The organism is Corynebacterium glaucum, assembly GCF_002287505.1.
In the GTDB taxonomy this organism is placed as follows: domain Bacteria; phylum Actinomycetota; class Actinomycetes; order Mycobacteriales; family Mycobacteriaceae; genus Corynebacterium; species Corynebacterium glaucum.
On sequence record NZ_CP019688.1, the window covers coordinates 494,737 to 518,360 of the forward strand.

At 64.9% G+C, this 23,624-nt stretch carries 20 protein-coding genes; 11 read left to right on the forward strand and 9 right to left on the reverse strand.

Features of this window, described 5'->3' with window-relative positions:
* Window positions 1–8 precede the first annotated feature (8 nt).
* The 4 genes from CGLAU_RS02480 to CGLAU_RS02495 form a co-directional block, all read right to left on the reverse strand.
* Window positions 9–929, reverse strand: a complete 921-nt coding sequence (locus tag CGLAU_RS02480) for a DUF1963 domain-containing protein (protein WP_095659333.1) — start codon at window positions 927–929, stop codon at window positions 9–11.
* Between the two features lie 27 nt (window positions 930–956).
* Window positions 957–1,607 (reverse strand): DUF1963 domain-containing protein, encoded by a 651-nt coding sequence (locus CGLAU_RS02485; RefSeq protein ID WP_157731240.1) that lies wholly within the window; start codon window positions 1,605–1,607, stop codon window positions 957–959.
* Between the two features lie 323 nt (window positions 1,608–1,930).
* A complete protein-coding gene (locus CGLAU_RS02490) occupies window positions 1,931–3,187 on the reverse strand; it encodes a D-alanyl-D-alanine carboxypeptidase family protein (RefSeq protein WP_095659335.1) in 1,257 nt (418 codons plus the stop codon).
* The gene (locus CGLAU_RS02495) at window positions 3,184–4,146 is read right to left on the reverse strand and encodes a TRIC cation channel family protein (protein ID WP_198304984.1); all 963 of its coding nucleotides are present in this window, start codon (window positions 4,144–4,146) and stop codon (window positions 3,184–3,186) included. The genes CGLAU_RS02490 and CGLAU_RS02495 overlap by 4 nt, the downstream gene beginning before the upstream one ends.
* Window positions 4,147–4,328: 182 nt before the next feature.
* On the opposite strand from CGLAU_RS02495, the gene CGLAU_RS02500 reads away from it, so the two are divergent.
* The 3 genes from CGLAU_RS02500 to CGLAU_RS02510 are packed head-to-tail and all read left to right on the forward strand — an operon-like array spanning window position 4,329 to window position 7,368.
* Window positions 4,329–4,901 carry a DUF4956 domain-containing protein gene (locus CGLAU_RS02500; protein WP_095659336.1) on the forward strand — a complete coding sequence of 191 codons (573 nt, stop codon included), beginning with the start codon at window positions 4,329–4,331 and terminating at the stop codon, window positions 4,899–4,901.
* Window positions 4,902–5,600 carry a polyphosphate polymerase domain-containing protein gene (locus CGLAU_RS02505; RefSeq protein WP_095659337.1) on the forward strand — a complete coding sequence of 233 codons (699 nt, stop codon included), beginning with the start codon at window positions 4,902–4,904 and terminating at the stop codon, window positions 5,598–5,600.
* Window positions 5,593–7,368: a carbohydrate-binding domain-containing protein gene (locus CGLAU_RS02510; RefSeq protein WP_095659338.1), complete on the forward strand. Its 1,776-nt coding sequence runs from the start codon at window positions 5,593–5,595 to the stop codon at window positions 7,366–7,368. Before CGLAU_RS02505 ends, CGLAU_RS02510 begins: the two co-directional genes overlap by 8 nt.
* Before the next feature lie 96 nt (window positions 7,369–7,464).
* On the opposite strand, the gene CGLAU_RS02515 is transcribed toward CGLAU_RS02510, so the two are convergent.
* Genes CGLAU_RS02515 through CGLAU_RS02530 form a run of 4 tightly spaced genes read right to left on the reverse strand, consistent with a single transcriptional unit; the run spans window position 7,465 to window position 10,797 of the window.
* Window positions 7,465–8,022 carry a MarR family winged helix-turn-helix transcriptional regulator gene (locus CGLAU_RS02515; RefSeq protein WP_095659339.1) on the reverse strand — a complete coding sequence of 186 codons (558 nt, stop codon included), beginning with the start codon at window positions 8,020–8,022 and terminating at the stop codon, window positions 7,465–7,467.
* A gap of 15 nt (window positions 8,023–8,037) precedes the next feature.
* Window positions 8,038–9,276, reverse strand: coding sequence for a hypothetical protein (locus CGLAU_RS02520; RefSeq protein ID WP_095659340.1), 1,239 nt, complete (start codon window positions 9,274–9,276; stop codon window positions 8,038–8,040).
* Between the two features lie 37 nt (window positions 9,277–9,313).
* Window positions 9,314–10,519 (reverse strand): C40 family peptidase, encoded by a 1,206-nt coding sequence (locus tag CGLAU_RS02525; protein ID WP_232507162.1) that lies wholly within the window; start codon window positions 10,517–10,519, stop codon window positions 9,314–9,316.
* Window positions 10,516–10,797, reverse strand: coding sequence for a hypothetical protein (locus CGLAU_RS02530; protein ID WP_095659341.1), 282 nt, complete (start codon window positions 10,795–10,797; stop codon window positions 10,516–10,518). Before CGLAU_RS02530 ends, CGLAU_RS02525 begins: the two co-directional genes overlap by 4 nt.
* Window positions 10,798–10,895: 98 nt before the next feature.
* Between CGLAU_RS02530 and upp the strand changes: the two genes are divergently transcribed.
* The 4 genes from upp (at window position 10,896) to CGLAU_RS02550 (ending at window position 14,866) form a co-directional block, all read left to right on the forward strand.
* Entirely contained in the window at window positions 10,896–11,531 is a 636-nt protein-coding gene (gene upp, locus CGLAU_RS02535; RefSeq protein WP_095660987.1) for a uracil phosphoribosyltransferase, read from the forward strand.
* A gap of 157 nt (window positions 11,532–11,688) precedes the next feature.
* Window positions 11,689–12,069 carry a helix-turn-helix transcriptional regulator gene (locus CGLAU_RS02540; RefSeq protein WP_415877140.1) on the forward strand — a complete coding sequence of 127 codons (381 nt, stop codon included), beginning with the start codon at window positions 11,689–11,691 and terminating at the stop codon, window positions 12,067–12,069.
* A gap of 104 nt (window positions 12,070–12,173) precedes the next feature.
* Complete coding sequence (locus CGLAU_RS02545; protein ID WP_095659343.1) at window positions 12,174–13,385, forward strand: amidohydrolase; 1,212 nt, start codon at window positions 12,174–12,176, stop codon at window positions 13,383–13,385.
* Window positions 13,386–13,459: 74 nt separating this feature from the next.
* Window positions 13,460–14,866 carry an NAD(P)H-quinone dehydrogenase gene (locus tag CGLAU_RS02550; protein ID WP_095659344.1) on the forward strand — a complete coding sequence of 469 codons (1,407 nt, stop codon included), beginning with the start codon at window positions 13,460–13,462 and terminating at the stop codon, window positions 14,864–14,866.
* Window positions 14,867–14,894: 28 nt separating this feature from the next.
* Here the strand turns inward: CGLAU_RS02550 and CGLAU_RS02555 are convergent, their stop codons facing one another.
* Window positions 14,895–16,169 carry a short-chain fatty acyl-CoA regulator family protein gene (locus CGLAU_RS02555; RefSeq protein ID WP_095659345.1) on the reverse strand — a complete coding sequence of 425 codons (1,275 nt, stop codon included), beginning with the start codon at window positions 16,167–16,169 and terminating at the stop codon, window positions 14,895–14,897.
* A 224-nt stretch (window positions 16,170–16,393) separates the two neighbouring features.
* Here CGLAU_RS02555 and prpD point away from each other — a divergent pair, with 224 nt between their 5' ends.
* The 4 genes from prpD (at window position 16,394) to CGLAU_RS02575 (ending at window position 23,607) form a co-directional block, all read left to right on the forward strand.
* Window positions 16,394–17,905 (forward strand): 2-methylcitrate dehydratase PrpD, encoded by a 1,512-nt coding sequence (prpD, locus tag CGLAU_RS02560; protein ID WP_095659346.1) that lies wholly within the window; start codon window positions 16,394–16,396, stop codon window positions 17,903–17,905.
* Entirely contained in the window at window positions 17,905–18,837 is a 933-nt protein-coding gene (gene prpB, locus CGLAU_RS02565; protein ID WP_095659347.1) for a methylisocitrate lyase, read from the forward strand. Before prpD ends, prpB begins: the two co-directional genes overlap by 1 nt.
* A gap of 39 nt (window positions 18,838–18,876) precedes the next feature.
* The gene (locus CGLAU_RS02570) at window positions 18,877–20,019 is read left to right on the forward strand and encodes a bifunctional 2-methylcitrate synthase/citrate synthase (RefSeq protein WP_095659348.1); all 1,143 of its coding nucleotides are present in this window, start codon (window positions 18,877–18,879) and stop codon (window positions 20,017–20,019) included.
* Between the two features lie 159 nt (window positions 20,020–20,178).
* Complete coding sequence (locus CGLAU_RS02575) at window positions 20,179–23,607, forward strand: pyruvate carboxylase (RefSeq protein WP_095659349.1); 3,429 nt, start codon at window positions 20,179–20,181, stop codon at window positions 23,605–23,607.
* Window positions 23,608–23,624: the final 17 nt, after the last annotated feature.

A 23,624-nucleotide genomic window follows, 5' to 3' on the forward strand; every position in this document is an offset into this window, starting at 1 on the left:
TACGCGAATCACGCCTGATACACCGCGCGCACGTTGCTGAAGTCCCGGCGGGCAAGCGCCTCAGACTGGATGAGAAAGTAAACGGCACCGTCGCCACCATCGCCGAGCTGCCAATCGTTCATTGGAACTTGGAAAAGCAGGCCCCAATCAGCGGGTTCGACATCGTCGCGGGGGTCACCCTGGATAGGATCCGGTAAACCGAGCAGCTGATAGCCTTGCCATTCGCCGACATCGAGGCTGGCTTCGTAAAACACCTCAAAGTCTTCTTCAAGGCCACGCTGCTCAAGGGATTCGAACACTTCGCTCACCTCGACGACCCCCGCGTAACGCGGCGGCAACATCACACCGGCGTAAAGCTCCACATCACGGCCCGGGGCGAAATAGTTGGTCGCGTGGTGCCACTGGGAATACCGCTCCTCCCAATACCACTGGTCAGCCTCGTGCTGGGTGCGAAGATCCTCAGCCAGGTCCGCGGTATTAAGTTGCTCAATCGGGGTCGTGTCCCACACAACTCGGGTGTAGGTAGAGTCCGCAGAATATTGGCCGACTCCGCCATCCCAGAAGAACAACAGGCGTCCAGAATCGGGCAATGGACTTGCGACGTCGCCGAGCGCGTGCGCCTGAGCAAGGTCGATCTGACCGATGAACACCAATGGACGGCGGGTGCCAGCAACGGCGCGATATTCTTCGGGCAGATAGTCCGGTAGACGCGCGACGTCGTCAAGCGAAGGCTCAATGTGCGGCCACTCGAAGTTTTCGGGCGCATCGGGGGTGCCACCGATGCGGGTGCGACCGAGCGTGACGGTGTCCCATTCTTTCGAGGGGGTGAGCCCAATCGCAGGAGTGAGCAGGTCGGCTATCTCGTCCTGGATATCGCTGGGGAGATGTTCTTCGATCAGGTTTAAGGCTTGGCGGCGACTTTCAAACATGCGCCCACGCTACCCGCGCCGGGGTGGCTAGGACTGTTGGTAGATCGTGCGCACATCGCTGAAATCACGGCGGGCGAGCGCATCGGCGCTGATAAGGAAGTAGATTTCGCCTTCGCCGAGTTCTTTCTCCCAGTCACCGAAGGGCACCTGGAAAAGTAGCCGCCAAGCGGCGGGGTCATCGACAAACGTGCCGAACTCGTTGAGATATGCGCGTGGCTCGGTCTGGATCGAGTGGGGGAGGCCAAGCACCTGGTACTTGTGCCAGTACGGGTCTCCGAATTCGTCGTCGTACTCGGCGAACTCGAAAAACTCGCCGGCGTAATCGGTGTCTTCGATGCGTGCAATCTCGTCCTTGACTTCGTAGAGCAAGGCATGGTGCGGCGGCAGCATCACGCTCTCGTACAACGCCGCGTCGCGGCCCGGGGTGAAGTACGAGCTGGACTCGTAGTGCCTGGCAAAGCGTGTGTGAAAATCCTGTTGGAACGCTTCGTGGGCGGTGCGCAGATCGTCGGCAAGTGGAGCGGTGGTGAGCTGGTCTTTCGGGGTGGTGTCCCAAATAACCCGGGTGGTCTGGGGGATGCTGAGAAACACTCCGGCAGTGAAATCCCAGAAGAACAGCAGCCGGCCGGTGTCGGGGAGGTCGCCAGCTGTATCGCCGAGGGCGTGCGCTTCCTCCAAGTCGATTTGCCCCGATGAACGTCAGGGAGTGCTCGCGGGTGATGGATTCCAGCTGCTCGCCGTCCACCCAGTCGGGAAGCAGCGCAAGGTCGTCGGCGGTGGGTTTGATGCGCGGCCATTCGAACCCTTCGGGCACGTCGGGGGTGCCGCCGATGCGGGTGCTGCCCAACGTGGTCTGGCCCCAATCCTTGGACGGCTTCAGCCCAATCGCGGGGGTGAGCAGGTGCAACACATCCGCACGGATGGGCGCGGGCAGGATTTCCTCGGCGAGTTCAAGCGCCCGCTTACGGCTTTCAAACATGCGGCCCACTGTAGCGGCGCAGCTACTGGCTGTGGCGACCGCCCGTGCTGGGCCCGATGTGCCCGCTGACCCGGAGGATGACGCCCGCAAGTGCAAGCACGCCGACGAGTATCGCGATGAGCGCCCAGGGGGAGCGCGCGGCACCGGTAGACGCACTCGGTGCACCGGTGAACTGCGCGGCGCTGGCCGGGTCGGGGGTCAGCCCCGCGGGCGGCACGGGTGCGGTTGCGGACGCGGCCGAGACCGGCGCAAGCTGCGCCACCCCTGCTCCCGGCGCGATTGGGTACGCGGCGTGCAGCAGCTTCTGGGCCTGCTCCCAGGCGCGCGTGTCCCACGCGGTGGTGTCCAGCACCACCGCAACCAACCGCCGCCCACCGTGGTTCACCGCACCTACGAACGTGTGGTTCGCATCGTCGGTGTAGCCGGTCTTGCCGCCGATGCCTTCCGGGTCGTTCAAGTACAGCTTGTTGTCGTTCCACATGTCGAACGGCGGCAGTTCGCCGTAGCCCGGGAACTCGTACGACTCCGTGTCCGCGATCTGCGCGAACACCGGATTCGCAAACGCCGCCCGGTACGCCAACCCCATGTCCCACGCAGAGGTCGACATGCCCGGCGCATCCAACCCGGAGTAGGATGCAGCGCGGGTGTCGGCCATCCCCAATTCACTCGCCAGCGCGTTCACCTTGCGCAGCGTCACCTCGTCGCCGCCGAGCGCCTGCGCCAACGCGTGCGCCGCGTCATTGCCAGAGGACAAAATTAGCCCGTACAGCAGGTCGCGCACCGTGTATTCGCCGTCCGGGCCGATGCCGGCGGCGGAACCCTCCTGGTTCGCCGACTCCTCGCTCACCGTAACCGGCGCATCCAGGTCCAGCTCGTCGATCACCACCAGCGCCAGCAGCACCTTGATAATCGACGCCGGCCGGTAGCGCCCGTGCGGGTCCTTCATCGCCACTACTTCGCCGGAATCAATGTCCGCCACCAACCACGACGAGGCCACAACTTCCGGGTCTACCCGGTACCCGCTCGGCGCGATCACGCCGCACGGCCCGCCGTACACTGCCGGCAAAGGCGTCGGGGTCGAGCCGTCGACAACCCGCTCAGAGGTGCTCACCGGTTCGGGAGGCACCAGCGACCGAGCGCAGTTGTCGGTGTCCGGTGCCCGGTTGCGGCTCGGCGGGATCCACTGGCCGTTTTCGTAGTATCCGGTGGTGGGTGGGGAGGAGGTCACCGGGGCGTCGCTAAGCGCAATGCCCTGGGCAAGGAGGAGGGGAGCAATCACCCTTTCCTCCTCTCCTGGTAAAGCCGCTCGATCAGCTCGTCGGTCAGTTGCTCGTCGCGCAGCACAAGGTCGAGCATTTCGCTTGACGACGCCTCTTCCGCACGCATATCCCGCCGCACCTGCTCCGCCTCTTTCATGGCGCTGGAGCGGCGCTTGCCCTTCTTCACGTCCGCCTCAATACGGCGCTGCAAGGCCTTCTCCATTTGGCGGTGGCGCCAGGCACGCAGCGAGCGCGGCTCCAAACCGCGCGCCACCGCGCGGGAACTCTGCTCCGCCTTCTTCGCCGCGCGAACGACTTGGGCCGCGGTCTTGTTCACAGGCGCGTAGTCGCTGTTCGTGCCTAATTTCCAGTTGCCGTAATAGCCGACGAGGAAGAGCGCGTAGCTGACAATTGGGCCCAGCACCATGCCCCAAGCCGTGAACCCTGTGGCGTTTGCGGCGAGCAGCACGCCCGCGCAGGCGACCGCGGGCACCACTGCTGGTTGGTTGTTGCCGAACACGGATGGTTCGCGGGCCATGACCACGTCGCGGATCATGCCGCCGCCGGTTGCGGTGAGCACGCCCATGAGGATCGACGGAAGCATCGGCAGGTCAAAGACAATCGCCTTCATCGTGCCGGTCGCGGCCCAGAGCGCGGCGATGAGGCCGTCGCCGTGCGACTGCACAAACTCCCACGTGCGGCCTTTGAAGTACGTGAACCGCGCGATGAGGGTGCCAGTTAGGGCAAGGATGAGGTACTCGGGCTCGCTCATTGCGGCGACGGTGCCTTGGTTGATCAGCACGTCGCGCAGCATGCCGCCGCCGAGCGCGGAGAACATGGCGATGAAGAAGAACCCGACGATGTCGTAGCCGCGCTGGCGTGCGATGGTGCCGCCGATGATGCTCATCATCAGCACACCCGAGACATCAAACCACCGGTAGATGGTGGTGATGAGGGGATCGACTTGCTCCACAGGCATAGGTGCTCATTGTAAGAGCGGCGCCCGCCCCCGCACATTGGGGGTGATCTGCTTTTGTGGACATTCGTCCAACTGGCCACAGGAAGCGTACAGACAGCGTTCAGGAAAGTGGCGCAAAGCTCCTTAGGGCCCAGCAGTGATATACGTGGGTACCTACATAGTTTGGTTGCACACTTATTCCCATGTTCAACACCTTCACTACCTTCACCACCGCCGCCATCGATCTTGCGGCGGTCGCGTTCCTTGTTTTCGCCGTCTATTACCCGCGCCACCGCCGCAGCGACCTGGTTGTCGCGTTCCTCGGGGTCAACGTCGGCGTTCTCGCTGTCTCAGCTGTGCTCGCCACCGCGGATGTCGGAGCGGGCTTGGGCATGGGGCTATTCGGCGTGCTGTCCATCATTCGACTGCGTTCCTCCGAGATTTCGCAGCGCGAGGTCGCGTACTACTTCGCGGTGCTCGCCATCGGCCTGATCTGCGGCATCTCAAACTCGCCCCTCACCGCTGCCGCCGCAAGCGCACTCATCGTCGGCGTGCTCGCCGCAGCGGACGGGATGTCCAAGGCCACCCACCAGGAAGAGATTGTCGTCGACCGCGCGCTCGCTGATCGGGATGAGCTCCAAGCGCGCGTGGAGGAGCTCACCGGCGCGACAGTCCTGGCGCTCGAGGTGCTCCGCCTCGACACAGTCAACGACACCACCCTCGTTGCCGCGCAGCTGCGCCGCGAGGCTCCCATCAACCTTCCGGTGGGTGTCTAGATGGAAACGATCACGCTCGACGAACTCACTCGTACCGACGCCATGATGACGCGGGTCGACCGCAAGTACCTCCTGCACGAGTCCGAGGCACAACAGCTTTTCGACGCGTTGCCAAACGCCACCCGAGTCCTCACCGTCGCCGGGACCACCTCTCAGCGCTACGACACCACTTACTTCGACACCGCCGATCTCCAGAGCTACTACGGCGCCGCCCGAAAGCGCCGCGGCCGCTTCAAGGTGCGCGTCCGGACGTACGTGGACACCGGCGCGCAATTCCTCGAGGTGAAAACCAAAGGCCCGCGAGGAGTGACTGTGAAAAACCGCGTCCCTTATGACGGGCCCGGCGCGTGGAACTTCGTCACCGACACCCTCGGTCCCCTCGATCTCGCCCCGGTTATGCGAAACACCTACCGGCGCACCACGTTGTCGCCGCCGGATCCCGGCCGCGCGACCGTGGACCGCGACTTGGTCTGGGAATCCGCGGGCCGGCGCATCGCAGACCTCGATCTCGTCATCATCGAAACGAAATCGGGCCGCACGCCGTCCTCCATCGACCAGCTTCTCTTCGCCCACGGCCACCGTCCCCGCCGCGTCTCCAAATTTGGCTGCGGCATGGCGGCGCTGCACCCGCAACTCCCGGCCAACAACTGGCACCGCACACTCACCGATTACTTCGAAAGGACCCCCAACCATGCGTAAACCCATTCTTGCCCTCGCCGCTGCGGCAGCACTGACGATGTCCGCCTGCTCGACCGAAGTGGCCGTGAAGCCTGTGGCTGAAACGGCTGAGGTGACGTCGACCGTGGCGTCAACGGTGGCGTCGACAAGCGAAAGCTCCACCGTGAACCCGCCCACCGCAAGCGAGCAACTGGCCGCGCTCGGCGCGCCCGAGATTGTCGAGGCCGCGGGCGAGGCCGTCGATTGGGACGGCGGGGCGATCACGGAAGCTGGCACCTACCGAATCAGCGGCGACGCGCGCAACGTCACCGTCGACGCGCCGGGGGAGACAGTGGTGCTCGTGCTCGACAGCGCCGACATCACGGGGCAATTGCTTATCGACGCTTCGTCCGCCGCGCTCGTTCTCACCGGCGACTCGCACCTGGATGCCTCCAACATCCTCACCGACGAAGGCGCAATCCATGCCACCGGCAACCTGACGGTGACTGGCGATGGTTCGCTTGAGGTCTCCTCCGACGGCGACGGCGTGGTGGCCAAGGACGATCTCGTGGTCACCTCCGGGCGTGTCACCGTGGACGCAGGCGACGACGCGCTGCGCGGCACCGATTCCGTCACCGTGGCCGACGGCACGCTCGAACTGAAGGCGGGCGGCGACGGTATCGCCTCGTCGAAGGATGACGACGAGCAGAAGGGCTGGATCGCGGTTACCGGCGGCGACATCACCGTCGATGCAGGCGACGATGCGTTCAGCGCCCACAACGACGTGCTGGTCACCGGCGGCACGATTGAGCTCCGAGCCACGGATAAGGGGGTCAACGCCGGGCGCTTCGCGCTCATGTCCGAGGGGGCTTTGCTTATCGACGTCTCCGACGACGCCATCCACTCCGACGGTGCGCTCCGTTTAAGCGGCGGCACCGTCGGGGTAGCAGCCGGGGATGATGGCGTGCACGCCGAGGTCGCCGCAGTCCTTGACGGCGCGGATGTCACCGTCACCGAATCCGAGGAAGCCCTCGAGGCCGGCCTGATCACGGTGTCCGGTGGAAAAGTTGACCTCACGGCCACTGATGACGGCATCAACGCCTCCGGCTCCACCACCGTAGAGGAGGGCCTTGCCGCGGCGGAGGCGGACGAGGCCGAGGAAGAGGCGGAGGAAGAGGCGGCAGAAGATGCGGCAGGTCCTCAGGAGATGGGCGGCGCGCCGGGTGGCCCGATGGGCGAACCCGGGGGTGGCCCGATGGGCGAGAACACCGGCGAGCACCTCGCTATCACGGGCGGGGCTGTCACCGTCAACGCGGGCGGTGACGGTATCGACTCGAACGGCACCGCAGCGGTCACAGGCGGCACTGTCACTGTTTTCGGGCCGACGAACGACGCAAACGGTGCAATCGATGTCGCGGGCGGACTCGACGTGAGCGGAGGTGAGCTATGGGCTCTCGGTTCGGCCGGAATGGCTGAGTCGCCGTCTTCGTCGAGCTCGCAAGGGTGGTTGCAAAGCAGCGTGACGGCGGGAGCCGGCGCAGAAATTACCGTGAGCGATCAGGCGGGCAACCCTGTTGCCTCCTTGACCACCCCGAAAGATGTGGTGAACGTCGTGTACTCGTCGCCGGACATTGATCCTTCCGCCACGTACAGCGTCAACGGCACCGAGGTGAGCGCGAACACCGCGTCGCGCGGTGGTGGCATGGGCGGACCCGGCGGCGGCCAGATGCCCGGAGGCGGCCAGATGCCCGGAGGCGGCCAGATGCCCGGAGGCGGCCAGATGCCCGGAGGCGGCCAGATGCCCGGGTGACATGGGTATGCCGGGGGCACCGGGGATGGCTCCGGACGCGCAGCGTGAGGACGTGGCGGTGTTGCCGCAGCGGCGCGACAGCGATCGCGACACCGCCTAGCGCAGGAAATCTGGGGGCGGGCCCGGTGGCGGGCCGGGGTGCTGGCCGCGTGGCGGGGGAGGTGGGCCCCAGGCGTCGCCGGACGGCGAAGGTGGGGGCCATTTGAGGGGGGTCGGCGGGAAATCTTCGGGGGTCATGTGGGATTCTGCGGCGGCGATTAGCTTGTCTAAGAATCCAGCGAGGCCTACTCGCTCCCGCTCAGAGAGAGCGCTAAATGGGTCGAACTCCTCGGCGGTGTCGTGTTCCTTGGCGGCTGCTTTGCCGCCGTCGGTAAGCGTCACGATGCTCGTGCGCTTATCCTGCGGATTCGGAGCGCGCGATACGAGCCCCTTGGCCTCCATCTTCGAAAGCAACTCCGCCAGCGACTGCGAGCGGATCCCAAGCACCGCGGCCAGGTCCTTTTGTGTCACTCCGTCTTGCAGCGAAAGGAGCTTCAACACGCGGCCCTGGCCGGAGAACGCGTTGCGGCCCTGCGGGTCCGCACTCGCCACGCGCATCAGGTGCATGAAATGCCGCAGCTTCGCTTGGAGCTCCGCAGATTCCCCGCCCGCCATGGTTGCCTAGAACCCCTAGAACTTGGAGAACCGCTTGGTCAGCTGGTCTTCCATCTCGGTCCACGCCTCAGCCTTGTCAGTGAACGGGGCAGAGGGTACGTAGCCGGCGGACTCGGTCGAGCCCATCATGTACGCCAGGTAGTCCTGCATCCGCGGGTTAGCCAGCAGGAAGGAATTCAGCGAGTCGTCCTTCGCCCAGTCTGCGGCATCGGCAAGCACCTCGTAGGCCTTCGTCATCTGCTCGGTGTCGACTGCGTCCGGCCCCTTCGTGATGTCCTCGGCAATGCCGTTGAAGGAGTAGGCGTTGTCCGGGTGGACCTCCACTTTCAGCTCGCCGGCGTTCGCCGCGTTCATCAGGTCTTGCCAGGTGGACACGCCCGCGAGCTCGTGGTCGTCGTTCTCCAGAATCCAGCGGCCGAGGTGCTTCGGGGTGGGGAAGGTGAAGATTTCGCCGTACTTGCCCAGGAACACCGGCGCCGAACCCAGGTAGGTGCGCAGCGTGTAGACGGTTTTGCCCTGGACGGTGATCTTCACTGGATCGATGCCTGCCGTCGCCCACGGCGACACGTCGTACGGGTCCTCGGCCGCAGCCTGCGCAACTTCCTGCTTCTGTTGCTCCTCGCGGCGGCGGGCGCGCTCCTCCTGCGCCGCGGTGATCGCGGTCCCAGCGGAAGCGACAGCCTCCGCGTCCAGCTCGCTGGTTTCCACTACTCGCACGGCACCATCAAGTGAGTGCACGACGTTTTCCCAGTTCGCCAGAACTACACGGCCGACACCGGACCACTCGTCGAGGCCAGCGTCGCCCGAGTAGTGCTCGGAGCCGCGCGCGACGTTCGCCAGAATTGAGTGAGACGCAAAGAAGATCTGCGCCTGCTCCGCGTTCGCCACCTCAGCGAGCGAGCGCGAAAGCTGCAGCACGCGCGACAGCTGCGAGACGTTCCCGTGGCTGGGGCGATCTGCCAAGAAGTTCGGCGCCCCGACGATGTCGTAGTACTGCTTCTCGCTCGGCACCACGCGATCGTCGCCCTGTGCCTGGAAGTTCGCCCACTTCGGGTGGTCGGTCAGGTCATGCTGCGCGGTGGTGTTCAAAAACACCAGCAGCTCCTCAGGCGAGTGGAAGGCGAGGACGGATTCGTCGTCGCCCAAGAACGCCTGCCACTCAGAGCCCTTCTCTTTCCATGTGGGGGCCCACAGCGTGTAGAAGTCGCCGGCGGTCAGCGAAACCTTGACAGGGAGGATTGCACGGGTGCTCATGGAGGGAAACTCTACTAAATTGTTTCCCTACCGCTGTCTATCCGGTAGGCCGCCAGAACCCCATGAACGGCATGCCGATATTTTCGGTGCGCACCGGGTTCATCTGTACGGGGTCACCCGCCTCAATCATCATCCCATCGCCCGCGTACATCGCCGCATGCCCCGACCAAATCACCAAATCTCCAGGTTGCAGCTCCTCATAGGACACTTGCTTGCCGACGGCCTGGTCAGCCGCCACCCGAGGAATCTCATGCCCAGCCTGTTGGTACGCCCACGACGTCAACCCGGAGCAATCGAAGCCACCGGGCTGGCTCCCGCCCCACACATATGGCGTGCCCAGCTGTGTTTTTGCAGCCTCAACCGCTGCGACTCCGATGGCCGAACCGGCAGTCGTGGTGGCTGGTGCTGCGGCGGTCGGTGCAGCGGTGGCTTCCAAGGTTGGCTCTGCGTGCGCAGTCGGTTGCGCTGCGGTGGCCGGTTGCGCTGCGGTGGCCGGTGAGACAGTGTGCGCGGGTTTCGGCTCCGCCGGTACCTCAACCGGTTTGACCTCGGGAGGTGCTGACGGAGACGGCTGCGGCGCAGCCGCTGGATCGGTGTGCGGCGGATCGGCGACAGTTTCTCCTGACGCTGCGGGAGACAGCGTGCCCGCCAAGCGCTTGAGCTGCTCGACTGCCTCGCCCGCGCCCGGGGCGGTGCCGGGAAGCTGGACTCGCATTGAACGTTCGGTTTCCTTGGAGAGTCGTTCCGCGATTTCGTCGAGCCCGTCTTGCAAGTCGAGGATCGTCATCGCGGCTTCGTTGAGCTTGATCATAACGGCGCTTGCTACTGCCGCCAGCTGCGCTGCTGGCCCCGCCGGAGTCGCCAGTGCCGCGGCGGCACTCGCGGCAGGGACAACGCTGGCTGCGATCGCCACCATCTGTGTCGCTGCAGTCGCGGTGAGGGTGTTGCCGCCGACGAGGGCGTCGCTAATCGCGGCGCGATGCTCTGCCAGCGCTTCAACGGCATCGAAGTGGGCGCTCGGGTCTGCGCCGACGAGCTTGGCCAGCGGCGTGAACGCTTCGAAGCTCGGCGTTGCGTAACCGGGCAGGGTGGGAATGAGTTCTGGTTTTTGGGCCATGATCTGGACCGCACAGAACAGCGGGTCGATTCCGAACTTGTTCGGTCCCAGCACATCAAGCGCGAGGCCGATTCGCTTATCCACGAGATCAGACGCCTCCACGGAGGCTTTCGCGGGGATGATCACAGGAAACCTCCCAGTGTGGTGCAAGTCTTCCCGTCTACCGTGTCCGCAGCGCCGACAGTGAGGTCCATGGCGCCCGCGACCCGGCGAGCTTCGTCGCTGACGGCCGTTGCGCGCCAGTTCGCCCACTCAAGCGCGTGGGTGATGGCGGCGCGAAACGCGGGTGAAGGGGTCTTGGGTGGCATGACGATGGGGTGCAAGGGTTGCAGAGTCGAAGCATCCCTTCGAAGGGACGTGGTGTGCGCGGCGACGACTGAAGAATCGAGTTCGAAGACGTTCATGCCTACTTAGACGCACAAATGTTGGGCTCGGTTCCACCGCAATGCTCGCCGAGTACTTTTCCGCTGCCCGGGCTTCACGCTGGCTTACCATGGTGCGCATGGATATCACCGTTGTAAACCACCCGCTGGCCGCCTCTCGGCTGACCATCATGCGCGACGAGCGAAGCAATAACGCCGCCTTCCGTGCCGCGCTTTCGGACCTGGGCACCATGCTGATCTACGAGGCTTCCCGCGATCTACCTGTAGAGACGTTTGACACCGTCACGCCGGTGGGCGCCGCGACCGGCGCACGGTTGAAGACACCGCCAATCATTGTGCCGATTATCCGTGCAGGCCTGGGCATGATCGACCCAGCGCTGAAGATGATCCCGGACGCTCAGGTGGGATTCATCGGCATGGCTCGGGACGAAGAGACCCACCAGCCGGTGCCGTACCTTGAGGCGCTGCCGGAGGATCTGTCGGGTCAGCCTGTGTTCCTGGTCGACCCGATGCTGGCCACCGGCGGGTCGCTCATTCACGCCATCGACCTGCTCGTCGAGCGTGGGGCGGACGATATTACGTGTGTGTGTATGGTGAGCGCTCAACCGGGCGTCGATAAGCTTGAAGCTCATGGGGGACCGGTCCGGCTTGTGACTGCGACGATTGATCCTGCCCTGAACGAGCAGGCCTACATTGTGCCCGGCCTGGGTGATGCCGGCGACCGCTTGTACGGCCCGCGCAACATCGAGCTGTAGCCCCCGGCAACCGAACCGTGGCGCAGTGCCGGTGGCTGCGATACGCTATTGCCGCGAGCACGAAATGTGCGGGGGATGAAGCTGGGGGGCTTTGCTGATGGGGGAGTTGTTGCCGCAGGCGTATTGGGCATCGTATGCCTTGAGCTTGGGAAACCGCGTGAAAACGATCCGGGTGATGCGGGGGCTGACGCAGACGCGGCTGGCGGAGCTGGCGGGGGTCTCGCGAAGCCTGATCTCGAATCTGGAACGCAATGATTACAACGGGGCTCGGGCTGCGGACCCGACCTTGAGCACGGTCTACCGCCTCGCCGCAGCGCTCTACGTGCCGCCGGCTGCGTTGCTGCCAGGCGCGGGGGAGCTGGTGGGCAAGCCGTTTGTGGCGCAGGGTTTGGTGCGGGAGGTTGAGGCCGCGGTGGAGATCGCTCTGCGGTGGCCGAACGAACCGCTGGACACGGCGCGGTTTCATGAGTCTTACCTGCGCCAAGGTGCCCCCGCGGCAGAGCCGCGGTTCGACGACGCGGTGTACCGCCTGCCGTAGCGCCGCGCGTGCGAGGGACCTGTTGACCTCGGCGCAACGCGGATTCGGCGCTGGCGTAAGCTTCTGCCCAGAACAAAGCACACAACGGTGAGGAGGACAAGCGGGTGGCGGAGGCGATCTCGGCAGGCGTGGACGCGTGGTTGGGTGCGCACCTAGACACCGTCATTGGGTGGCGCCGCCACATCCACTCGCACCCGGAGCTGTCCAACCAAGAGGTGGACACGACCGACTTCATCGTTGAGGTGCTGGCCCAGCACGGGCTCCAGGCCGTGCGGTTTCCGGGGACCGGCTGTTACGTGGACATCGGGCCCGACGGCGGAGAGCGCCTGGCGTTTCGCGCGGACATCGACGCGCTTCGCGTGCCTGAGCAGACCGGGCTGGACTTCGCCTCGATCATCCCGGGCATTTCGCACGCGTGCGGCCACGACGTGCACACCACGGTGGTGCTTGCGCTCGCGTGCGCGCTGGCGTCGGTGGACATTCCTTTCGGCGTGCGCTGCATTTTCCAGCCGGCCGAGGAAGTGATGGGCGGCGGCGCGCTCGATGTCATCGAATGGGGTGGGCTGAACGGGGTCGCGGCGATCTTCGCGCTGCACGTGGAGCCGAAGCTGCGCGTGGGCCAGATCGGCGTGCGCGCCGGTGCGATCACCTCTGCCGCTGATGTGATCCGGGTGCGCCTAGACGGCCCCGGCGGGCACACTGCGCGGCCGCATTTGACCTCGGACGTGGTCTACGCGCTCGGCGCGTTAGCGACGCAGCTGCCTGCGCTGTTGTCGCGGCGCGTCGACCCGCGCACCGGCACTGTGCTGGTTTTCGGCCACGTCGAAGCGGGCGACGCGCCGAATGCGATCCCGAAGCAGGGACTGCTTGCCGGCACGGTGCGCACGGCGGACATCGGCACGTGGCGCGCGTTGGAGGATCTGCTCACCGACCTCATCGACCTCATCGTTGCGCCGACAGGCTGCACCTACCAGCTCGATTACATCCGCGGCGTGCCACCCGTGCTCAACGACGACGCCGCCACCGCACTCGCCGTCGAGGCCGGCCGCGCGATCGACCCGCACGCGATCGTCGCCGCACCGCAGTCGTCCGGTGGCGAGGACTTCTCCTGGTACCTCGAGCACGTCCCCGGCACCATGGTTCGTCTCGGTGCGTGGGACGGCAAGGGGGAAAAGCCAGACCTGCACCAGGGCAATTTGCTTATCGACGAACGCGCTATCGGCGTCGGAGTGCGACTCTTCGCCTCGATCGTGGAGAAGTACTACGCCGCAAACCACGCGGAGCGTGACTCCCGCCACGATATTGCCAGCGAATAGCCAGGAGTTCACCTAGACTGGCCTGCGTATTTTTGCACGGTAACCACGAACTTGAACACAGGAGAGTACGCAACGTGTCCAAGAAACTCGTCATCATGGGTGGAGGCCCGGCAGGCTATGAGGCGGCGCTTGTCGCATCGAAGTACGGTGCGGACATCACACTGATTGAAGACCAGGGCGCGGGTGGCTCGGCGATTCGGAAGGACGTCGTGCCGTCAAAGGGGTTCATCGCCGGCGCGAACATTAAGACCGACCTGCGACGCGCCGACGACATGGGCCTGAACCACGGCCTGGGCGACGCATCGCTGTCCCTGTCGGCGTTGAACAACCGCGTGGTTGCGCTCGCCGCGGAACAGTCGCGCGACATTTATGCGCAGCTCGACCGTGTCGGCGTGCGAATTTTGAACGGTCGCGCACGCTTCGCCAGCGAGCAGTCGGGCCACACCACCCATCGTGTGGTGGCACAGCTTGCCGACGGCAGCGAGGAGCGCATCGACTGCGACATGGTGCTGGTGTGCACCGGCGCGTCACCGCGCGTACTCAAGGGCGCCGAGCCGGACGGCGAGCGCATCCTCAACTGGCGCCAGATGTACGACCTGATCGAGATGCCGACGCACCTCATCGTGGTCGGTTCCGGCGTGACCGGTGCCGAGTTTGTCTCCGCCTACGCGGAGCTCGGTGTGCCAGTGACCATGGTGGCGTCGCGCGACCGCATCCTTCCGCACGACGACGCGGACGCCGCCGACGTGCTGGAGACGGTGCTGCAGAACCTCGGCGTGAAGCTGGAGAAGGACGCCCGCGTGGACAACGTGGAAAACACCGGCGAGGGCGTCATCGTGCGCACCACCGACGGTCGCGAGATCGAAGGCTCCCACGTCATGATGTCCATCGGCTCCATCCCGAACACCGCCGACCTCAACCTCGAGGCCGCAGGCATCGAGGTGACCCCGTCGGGCCACATCCACGTCGACCGCGTGTCGCGCACAAACGTGGCTGGCATCTACGCCGCCGGCGACTGCTCCGACCTCATGCCGCTGGCCTCGGTCGCGGCGCAGCAGGGTCGCATCGCCGTCGACCACGCGCTCGGCGAGGGCGTCGCCCCGATCCGCCTGAAGACGGTGGGCAACGCCGTGTTCACCCGCCCGGAGATCGCCGCGGTGGGTGTGACCGAGCAGCAGATCACCGACGGCGAGGTCGAGGCCGATATCTACAAACTCCCGCTGGCCACCAACGCGCGCGCGAAGATGCGCTCGCTGCAGCACGGTTTTGTGAAGATCTTTGCTCGCAAGGGTTCCGGCGTGGTCATCGGCGGCGTGATTGTCGCGCCGACTGCGTCCGAGCTCATCCACTCCATCACCATCGCCGTGACCAACAACCTCACCGTGCGCCAGCTGGCGAACTCGATGGCGGTTTACCCGTCGCTGTCCGGCTCCATCACCGAGGCGGCGCGCCGCCTGATCAGCCGCACCGATCTGGACTAGCCAGACCGGCCGCGCTGGCCCGACCGGCTCACTGCGTCGGCACCATCGCCGGGAACGCGCGCTGCGGGCAGGCGCTGCGCGGGCACGTCTCGCATCCTGGACCGATCGGTGTCGCCGAGGTAGGGGAGAGGTCAAGTCCGTCTGCATAGACAAGCCGGTCGGCGTACGCCGCATCGCAGCCAAGCGCGACGGCATTTTCCTGCCGCGGGGTGCCAAACCCCAGTGGCGGGCCCTGCACCATGCGCGCCATCCACAAATACGTCCGGCCATCCGGCATCACGGAGACCTGCCGGGTCACACGGTTCGAGGTCTCGAACGCGCGGTGCACCACCCACAGCGGGCACGTGCCGCCGCGCTGCGAGAAGTGAAACGACGTCGTGGACTGCCGCTTCGAGATGTTGCCGGCCCGATCGGTGCGCACAAACACAAAAGGCACTGCCCGCTCGCCGGGTCGCTGCAGCGTGCCCAGGCGTTGGCAGGTCGATTCAAAACCGGTGCCGAACTGCGCCGCGATCATGTCGATGTCGTAGCGCGTCGCCTCGGCGGCGGTAAGAATCTCGCCGTACGGCATGGTTACCGCCGCGGCAAAATACTGCCCCAGCCCATGGCGGCCCAGCTCGCGTGCTGGCTCGTTCCCAATCTGTGCCACGTGCGCATCAATCAAGCTCGCATGCGCGATGCGGCCATAGTGGTAGGAAAGCTCGAAGGTCTGCTGGGCTTCAGTCAGGCCGGCTCGCAGCCGAATCTCGCGAGCATGCTTATCGACGACTGACCTCGCACCCGCACTCGGTTGGTTAAAGCGCACCGAGTAGCCGAAATCCCGGTCAAACGCCGCGGCCAAACGCGTCAGCCGCAGCTGCCGCGAGGGCGCCTGGAGCGCGAAGCGTTCGGCAGCCTCGTCCAGGTCGTGGAAGTAGTTCTCGTTGTCCTGGAAAAAGTCGCGGACGATGAGGTGGGGGTTTGATGACGAAGCGTCGATAAGCGATGGAATGCTCAAGACTGCCTCAGCGATGGATGGAAACCGATGGGCAAAATTGGCGAGTTCGTCATCGGCGACGCTCGGAAGCAGCTCTGCGAGTTCGCCGAGGGTGCGCTGCTGCGCGTCGGAAGAGAAGAAGGAGGCCTCGACCCCGAAGACGCGGGTCAGTTGCAGCAGCACCGTGACTGTCAGGGGGCGCTGGTCGTTCTCGAGCTGGTTGAGGTAGCTGGTGGAGATGCCCAGTTTGCGCGCCATCTCGACCTGAGTGAGACCGCGGTGCGTGCGAAGTGTGTGAATCCGTGCCCCCGCATAATGCTTGGCCAAACTGGTTGCCTCCGGAAAAATGGGCGTGAGCTGAGCTTTTACAGAGTTTACAAAAAGCGCGGCATCACGACACAGTTTTACGCAACTTAGATCATGACCCACGCCACACTTTGGCCCCTACTATGAGGTGTGACGCTCGGCCCGAGTGAGGCCGGGCCCAACGCAACGCTGTATTCGACTTTCATTTCGACTTCCGCAAAGGATCCGTTAAGGAGCTGACCTGCATGATTGAGCACGAGGTACGCACGCGTAAGTCCGCCGAGGACTTCCCGATTGAAGAGCACCTGGCGTACAAGATCGCCCAAGTCGCCGCCGATCCGGTCGAGGTGCCGGAAGACACCAAGGAAATGATCATTAACCGCATCATCGACAATGCGTCGGTCGCGGTTGCCTCCTACGCCCGCCGCCCGGTCACCACCGCCCGCGTGATGGCAGAGGCGCACCCCGTGCAGGAAAACGGTGCGCAGGTCTTCGGCATCGACGGCGCGTACTCCGCGGAGTGGGCGGCGTTCGCGAACGGCACCGCCGTGCGCGAGCTTGATTACCACGACACCTTCCTGGCTGCGGAGTACTCCCACCCGGGCGACAACATTCCGCCGATCCTCGCCGTCGCGCAGCACAAGGGGCTCGACGGCAAGGCGCTCATCCGCGGCATCGCTACCGGCTACGAGATCCAGGTCAACCTGGTCAAGGGCATCTCCCTGCACGAGTTCAAGATCGACCACGTCGCGCACCTCGGCCCGTCGGCCGCGGCCGGCATCGGCACCATGCTCGATCTGGACGTGGACACCATCTACCAGGCAGTCGGCCAGGCGCTGCACACCACGACTGCGACCCGCCAGTCCCGCAAGGGCCTGATCTCCTCTTGGAAGGCATCCGCTCCGGCGTTCGCCGGCAAGATGGCCATCGAGGCGGTTGACCGCGCGATGCGCGGTGAAGGCGCACCGGCGCCGATCTGGGAAGGCGAGGACGGCGTCATCGCTTGGATGCTGCACTCCCCGGAGCGCACCTACACGGTTCCCCTGCCTGAGCCTGGCGAAGGCAAGCGCGCAATCCTGGACACCTACACCAAGGAGCACTCCGCCGAGTACCAGGCGCAGGCTCCGATCGACCTCGCGCGCCGCATCAAGGCCACCATCGAAGAGGAGGGCAAGTCCACCGCGGACATCGAGTCCATCGTGCTGCACACCTCTCACCACACCCACTACGTGATCGGCACCGGCGCGAACGATCCGCAGAAGATGGATCCGACGGCATCCCGCGAGACGCTGGACCACTCCATCATGTACATGTTCGCCGTTGCGCTTGAAGACGGCACCTGGCACCACGTGGATTCCTACCTGCCGGAGCGCGCGGGCCGCCCGGAAACCGTGGAGCTGTGGCACAAGATCTCCACTGTCGAGGACGAAGAGTGGACCCGCCGCTACCACTCGACGGACCCGAACGAGAAGGCATTTGGCGCGAAGGCCGTCATCACCTTCAACGACGGCTCCGTCATCGAGGACGAGATGGCTGTGGCCGACGCGCACCCGCTCGGCGCCCGCCCGTTCAAGCGTGACAACTACATCAACAAATTCCGCACCCTGGCCGAGGGCATCGTCGACCAGGCGGAACAGGACCGCTTCCTTGAGGCCGTGCAGAACCTGGAGAACCTCACCGACCTGTCCGAGCTCAACATCGTGGTCAATGAAGCTGCGCGCGCTGAGGCGCCGGAGATCCCGGGAGGTATCTTCTAATGTTCGCACCGGAGAAGACTCCACGTGAGCGTCGACAAGCATTGCGAGAATCGCTTGCCAGCGAGACGATTACCAAGCTTCCGGGTGCTTTCAACCCGCTGACCGCGCGCCTGATTGAGGATATCGGCGGGTTCGAGGGTGTCTACGTCTCGGGTGCGGTGCTGGCCAACGACCTCGGCCTACCGGACATCGGCCTGACCACCCTCACTGAGGTGGCGCACCGCGGTGGCCAAATTGCCCGTGCGACGAACCTGCCTGTGCTCATCGACGCCGACACCGGCTTCGGCGAGCCGATGTCCGCCGCGCGCACCGTTGCAGCGTTTGAGGCTGCCGGCCTCGCGGCGCTGCACCTGGAGGACCAGGTGAACCCGAAGCGCTGCGGCCACCTGGACGGCAAGGAAGTCGTGCCGCGCGATCTTATGGTGCGCCGCATCACCGCCGCTGTGCGCGAGCGCCACGACGACGCGTTTGTCATCTGTGCCCGCACCGACGCCGCCGGCATCGAAGGCATCGACGAAGCCATCGAGCGCGCCAAGGCCTACGCCGACGCGGGCGCGGACATGATCTTCACCGAGGCGCTGTACTCGGAGGCCGACTTCGAGCAGTTCCGCGCCGCTGTCGACATCCCGCTGCTGGCGAACATGACCGAGTTCGGCAAGACCGACCTCATCCCCGCCCCGCGCCTTGAAGAGCTCGGCTACAACGCCGTGATCTGGCCGGTGACCACCTTCCGCCTGGCGATGGGCCAGGCCGAGGAAATGCTGCGCGACATGGCCGCCACCGGCACCCAGGAGCCGTGGCTGGACAAGATGCAGCACCGCTCCCGCCTCTACGAACTCGTCCGCTACGACGAGTACAACCAGTTCGACCAGTCCGTCTTCACCTACTCGAAGGACACTTACCAGTCCACGTTCCAGACGGAATCCGAGTAGCTCCAAGCCCTTCCAACCCAGCCGAAAAGGAGAACCATCATGACCGAGCCAGATATCCGCAAAGGCCTCAACGGCGTTGTCGCCGACTACACCGCTGTGTCCAAGGTCAACCCGGAGACGAACTCCCTGCTCTACCGCGGTTACCCGGTGCAGGAGCTCGCGGAACACTGCACCTTCGAAGAGGTCGCGTACCTGCTGTGGAACGGCGAGCTGCCGAACGCGCAGGAGCTCGCGGACTTCCGCGGCGGATGCATGGCCAACCGCGACATCGACGAGGAACTGATCCAGGTGATCAACTTCCTGCCGAAGGACTGCCACCCGATGGACGTCCTGCGCACCGCCGTGAGCTACCTGGGCACCCACGACCCGGAGAAGTTCACCACCGACGTCGCGCACCTGCAGTCCATCGGCCGCCAGCTGCTGGCCAAGCTCCCGACCATCGTGGCCACCGACATTCGCCGCCGCCAGGGCAAGGAGTACATCGCCCCGTCGAAGGAGAAGGGCTTTAGCGAGAACTTCCTCTGGATGGTCTTCGGCGACGAGAAGTCCCCGGCGAACATCCCGTCCGACATTGAGGCGTTTGAGAAGACCATGATCCTCTACGCTGAGCACTCCTTCAACGCGTCCACCTTCACAGCCCGCACCATCGCGTCGACGATGTCGGACGGCTGGTCTGCGATCACCGGCGCTATCGGCGCGCTGAAGGGCCCGCTGCACGGCGGCGCGAACGAGTTCGTCATGCACCACATGGAGGAGATCGGCGACCCGGCGAAGGCAGAGGAGTGGTGCCTGAACAAGCTCAAGAACAAGGAGCTTGTCATGGGCTTCGGCCACCGCGTGTACAAGAAGGGCGACTCCCGCGTACCCACCATGGAGGCCGCGTTCAAGAAGCTCGCCGCCGAGCACCCGGAGAAGGACTCCCAGAAGTGGGTCGAGATGTACGACATCATGGCCAAGACGATGTACGAGAACACCTCGATCAACATCCGCCCGAACCTGGACTTCCCGTCCGGCCCGGCGTACTACATCCTCGGTTTCGACATCGAGTTCTTCACCCCGCTGTTCGTTATGTCCCGCATCACCGGCTGGACCGCGCACATCATTGAGCAGTTCGAGAACAACTCGCTGATCCGCCCGCTGTCCGCCTACAACGGCCCGGACGAGCGCCATGTAGAAAAGTAAGGTCAGCGGTCGCGGGCGTCGGAGCATTTTGCTTAACGACGCCCGCGTTGTTGTTCGTATGACCTATTCGCCACACCGGGACTGAACTAGACTTAAACTACATTCAGCCGAATTGTGCTCTAAACCCTTCTTGCTCCTTCGCTACGGAAAGGACACCCTATGAATCCGGATACGCTTCCGCTCAACGACCTGCCCTCCTTCAAGAAGATCTTGGTCGCCAACCGCGGCGAGATCGCAGTGCGCGCGTTCCGCGCCGCATTTGAGACCGGTGCAAAGACCGTCGCCGTGTACCCCCGCGAGGACCGCAACTCCTTCCACCGCCCGTTTGCCAATGAGGCGGTTCAGATCGGTGTTGAGGGCCAGCCGGTCAAGGCTTACCTGGACATCGACGAAATTATTCGCGCCGCCAAGGAGACCGGCGCGGACGCGATCTACCCGGGCTACGGGTTCCTTTCCGAGCGCGCGGATCTGGCGCGCGCTTGCCGCGACAACGGCATCAAGTTCATTGGCCCAACCCCGGAGACGCTGGATCTGACCGGCGACAAGTCCGCCGCGGTGCAGGCTGCTGAGCGCGCTGGTCTTCCAGTGCTGAAGGACTCGGAGCCGTCTTCGGATCCGAAGCAGCTCGCGGAGTACGCGAAGGATTTCGAGTTCCCGGTCTTCGTCAAGGCGGTCGCCGGTGGTGGCGGACGCGGCATGCGCTTTATTGAGAAGCTGGAGGACGTAGAGTCGTTGGCTGCGGAGGCATCCCGCGAGGCGGAGGCCGCCTTTGGCGACGCAAGCGTCTACATCGAGCGTGCCGTGATCAACCCGCAGCACATCGAAGTGCAGATCATGGCGGACTCTCACGGCAACGTGGTGCACCTCTTCGAGCGCGACTGCTCGGTGCAGCGCCGCCACCAGAAGGTGGTGGAGATCGCGCCGGCACAGCACATTACTGAGGAGCAGCGCCAGCGCATCTGCCAGGATGCGGTGAACTTCTGCAAGGAGATCAACTACGAGGGTGCTGGCACCGTCGAGTTCCTGGTGGATGAGCAGGGCAACCACGTGTTCATCGAGATGAACCCGCGTGTGCAGGTCGAGCACACGGTGACTGAGGAGGTCACCGGTGTCGACATCGTGAAGAACCAGATGTACATCGCCGCCGGCGCGAAGCTGGAGGATGTGCACCTCACCCAGGACCTTATCGAGGTCAACGGTGCGGCGCTGCAGTGCCGCATCACCACCGAGGACCCGAAGAACGGCTTCCGGCCCGACTCCGGAACGATCACCGGTTACCGCTCCCCGGGCGGTGCGGGCGTGCGTCTCGACGGCTCCGTGGCCGTCGGCACCACGATCACCCCGAACTTCGACTCACTGCTGGTGAAGATGACGTGCCGCGGGCGCAACTTCCAGGTCGCCGTGGACCGCGCACTGCGTGCGCTCAACGAGTTCGCCGTTGACGGTGTCTCCACCAACATCGGCTTCTTGCGCGCGCTGCTGTCCGAGCCAGAATTCCGCCACGAGCGCATCAACACCGGCTTTATCGCGGATCACCCGAACCTGCTCGACGCACCGGACGCCGCCGATGATGCCGGCAAGATCCTCAACTACCTTGCCTCGGTGACGGTGAACAAGCCGAACGGCCCGCGCCCGACGAACATCCAACCGTCGAAGAAGCTCCCGCGTGCTGAATACGGCGAGACCCCGCGCGGCTCGCGCGACGAACTGCTTGAGCTCGGCCCGGTGAAGTGGGCAGAGAAGCTGCGCAACCAGACGGCGCTCGGCGTCACCGAGACCACTTTCCGCGACGCTCACCAGTCGCTGCTGGCAACTCGTATCCGCACCAACACCCTTGTCGCGGCGGCCAAGCACGTCGGCCACCTCACCCCGGAACTGACCTCGGTTGAGGCCTGGGGCGGCGCGACCTTTGACGTGGGCATGCGCTTCCTCCACGAGTCGCCGTGGATGCGCCTCGACGAGATCCGCGAGGCCCTGCCGAACGTGAACATCCAGATGCTGCTGCGCGGGCGCAACACCGTCGGCTACACCCCGTACCCGGATTCGGTGACACGTGCCTTCGTGCAGGAGGCTGCGGCTTCCGGCATCGACATCTTCCGCATCTTCGACGCGCTGAACGACGTCTCCCAGATGCGCCCGGCCATCGACGCGGTGTTGGAGACCAACACCACCGTCGCCGAGGTTGCGATGGCTTACTCCGGCAACCTGCTGGATCCGGCTGAAGACCTCTACACCCTTGACTACTACCTCAACCTCGCTGAGGAGATCGTGGGCGCTGGTGCCCACGTCTTGGCGATCAAGGACATGGCTGGCCTGATGCGCCCGGCAGCGGCCGCGAAACTGGTCACCGCCCTGCGTGAACGCTTCGACCTGCCGGTCCACGTCCACACCCACGACACCGCTGGCGGCCAGCTGGCCACCTACCTCGCTGCCGCTAACGCCGGCGCGGACGTCGTCGATGTGGCGTCCGCACCGTTGGCCGGCACCACCTCGCAACCGTCGATGTCCGCACTTGTCGCCGCCTTCGCCAACACCGAGCGCGACACTGGCATCTCTCTGCAGGCCGTGTCCGACCTCGAACCGTACTGGGAGGCCGTGCGCCAGGTTTACGCCCCATTCGAGTCCGGCATCCCGGGCCCGACCGGCCGCGTGTACAAGCACGAGATCCCGGGCGGTCAGCTTTCCAACCTGCGCACCCAGGCAAAGGCGCTGGGTCTTGAGGACCGCTTTGAGCTGGTGGAGGACTACTACGCTGGCGTGAACGAGATCCTTGGCCGCCCGACGAAGGTGACCCCCTCTTCCAAGGTCGTCGGCGACCTTGCCCTGCAGCTGGTGGGCCAGGGTGTCAGCCCGGAGGAGTTCGCCGAAAACCCGCGCAAGTACGACATCCCGGAGTCCGTGATCGGCTTCCTCCAGGGTGAACTGGGCACGCCTCCGGGTGGCTGGCCGCTGCTGCGCGAGAAGGCCCTGGAGAACCGCGACGAGGTCGACCACACCGTGCAGGTGCCGGAAGAACTCGCCCCGGCGCTGGAGAGCGGCGAGCACGAGACTCGCCGCATCGCGCTGGACAAGCTGCTCTTCCCGAAGCAGTACAACGAGTTCCTCGAGCACAGGCGCGCCTACGGCATCACCGACCAGCTCGGCGACAAGACCTTCTTCTACGGCCTCGAAGAGGGCGAGGAGACGATGATCTACTACGGCGAGATCGACGCGAACACCCCGCCGCTGGTGGTGCGCCTCGATGCCGTCGGCGAGCCGGATGAGAAGGGTATGCGCCAAGTCATCCTCACCGTCAACGGCCAGGTTCGCCCGATGTCCATCCGCGACGAGAACGCCGAGTCCACCGTCGCCGAGGTGGAAAAGGCTGACTCTGCGAACCCGGGCCACGTCGCAGCCCCGTTCGCCGGCGTGGTCAACGTGACGGTCAGCGCTGGTGACGAGGTCAAGGCTGGCGATCAGGTTGCCACCATCGAGGCGATGAAGATGGAGGCCTCCATCTCCGCGTCCGTCGACGGCACCATCGAGCGCGTGGCCCTGTCGCAGGCAACGAAGGTTGAGGGCGGCGACTTGGTCGTCGTGATCAGCTAGTCGCACCAAAGTGGAAA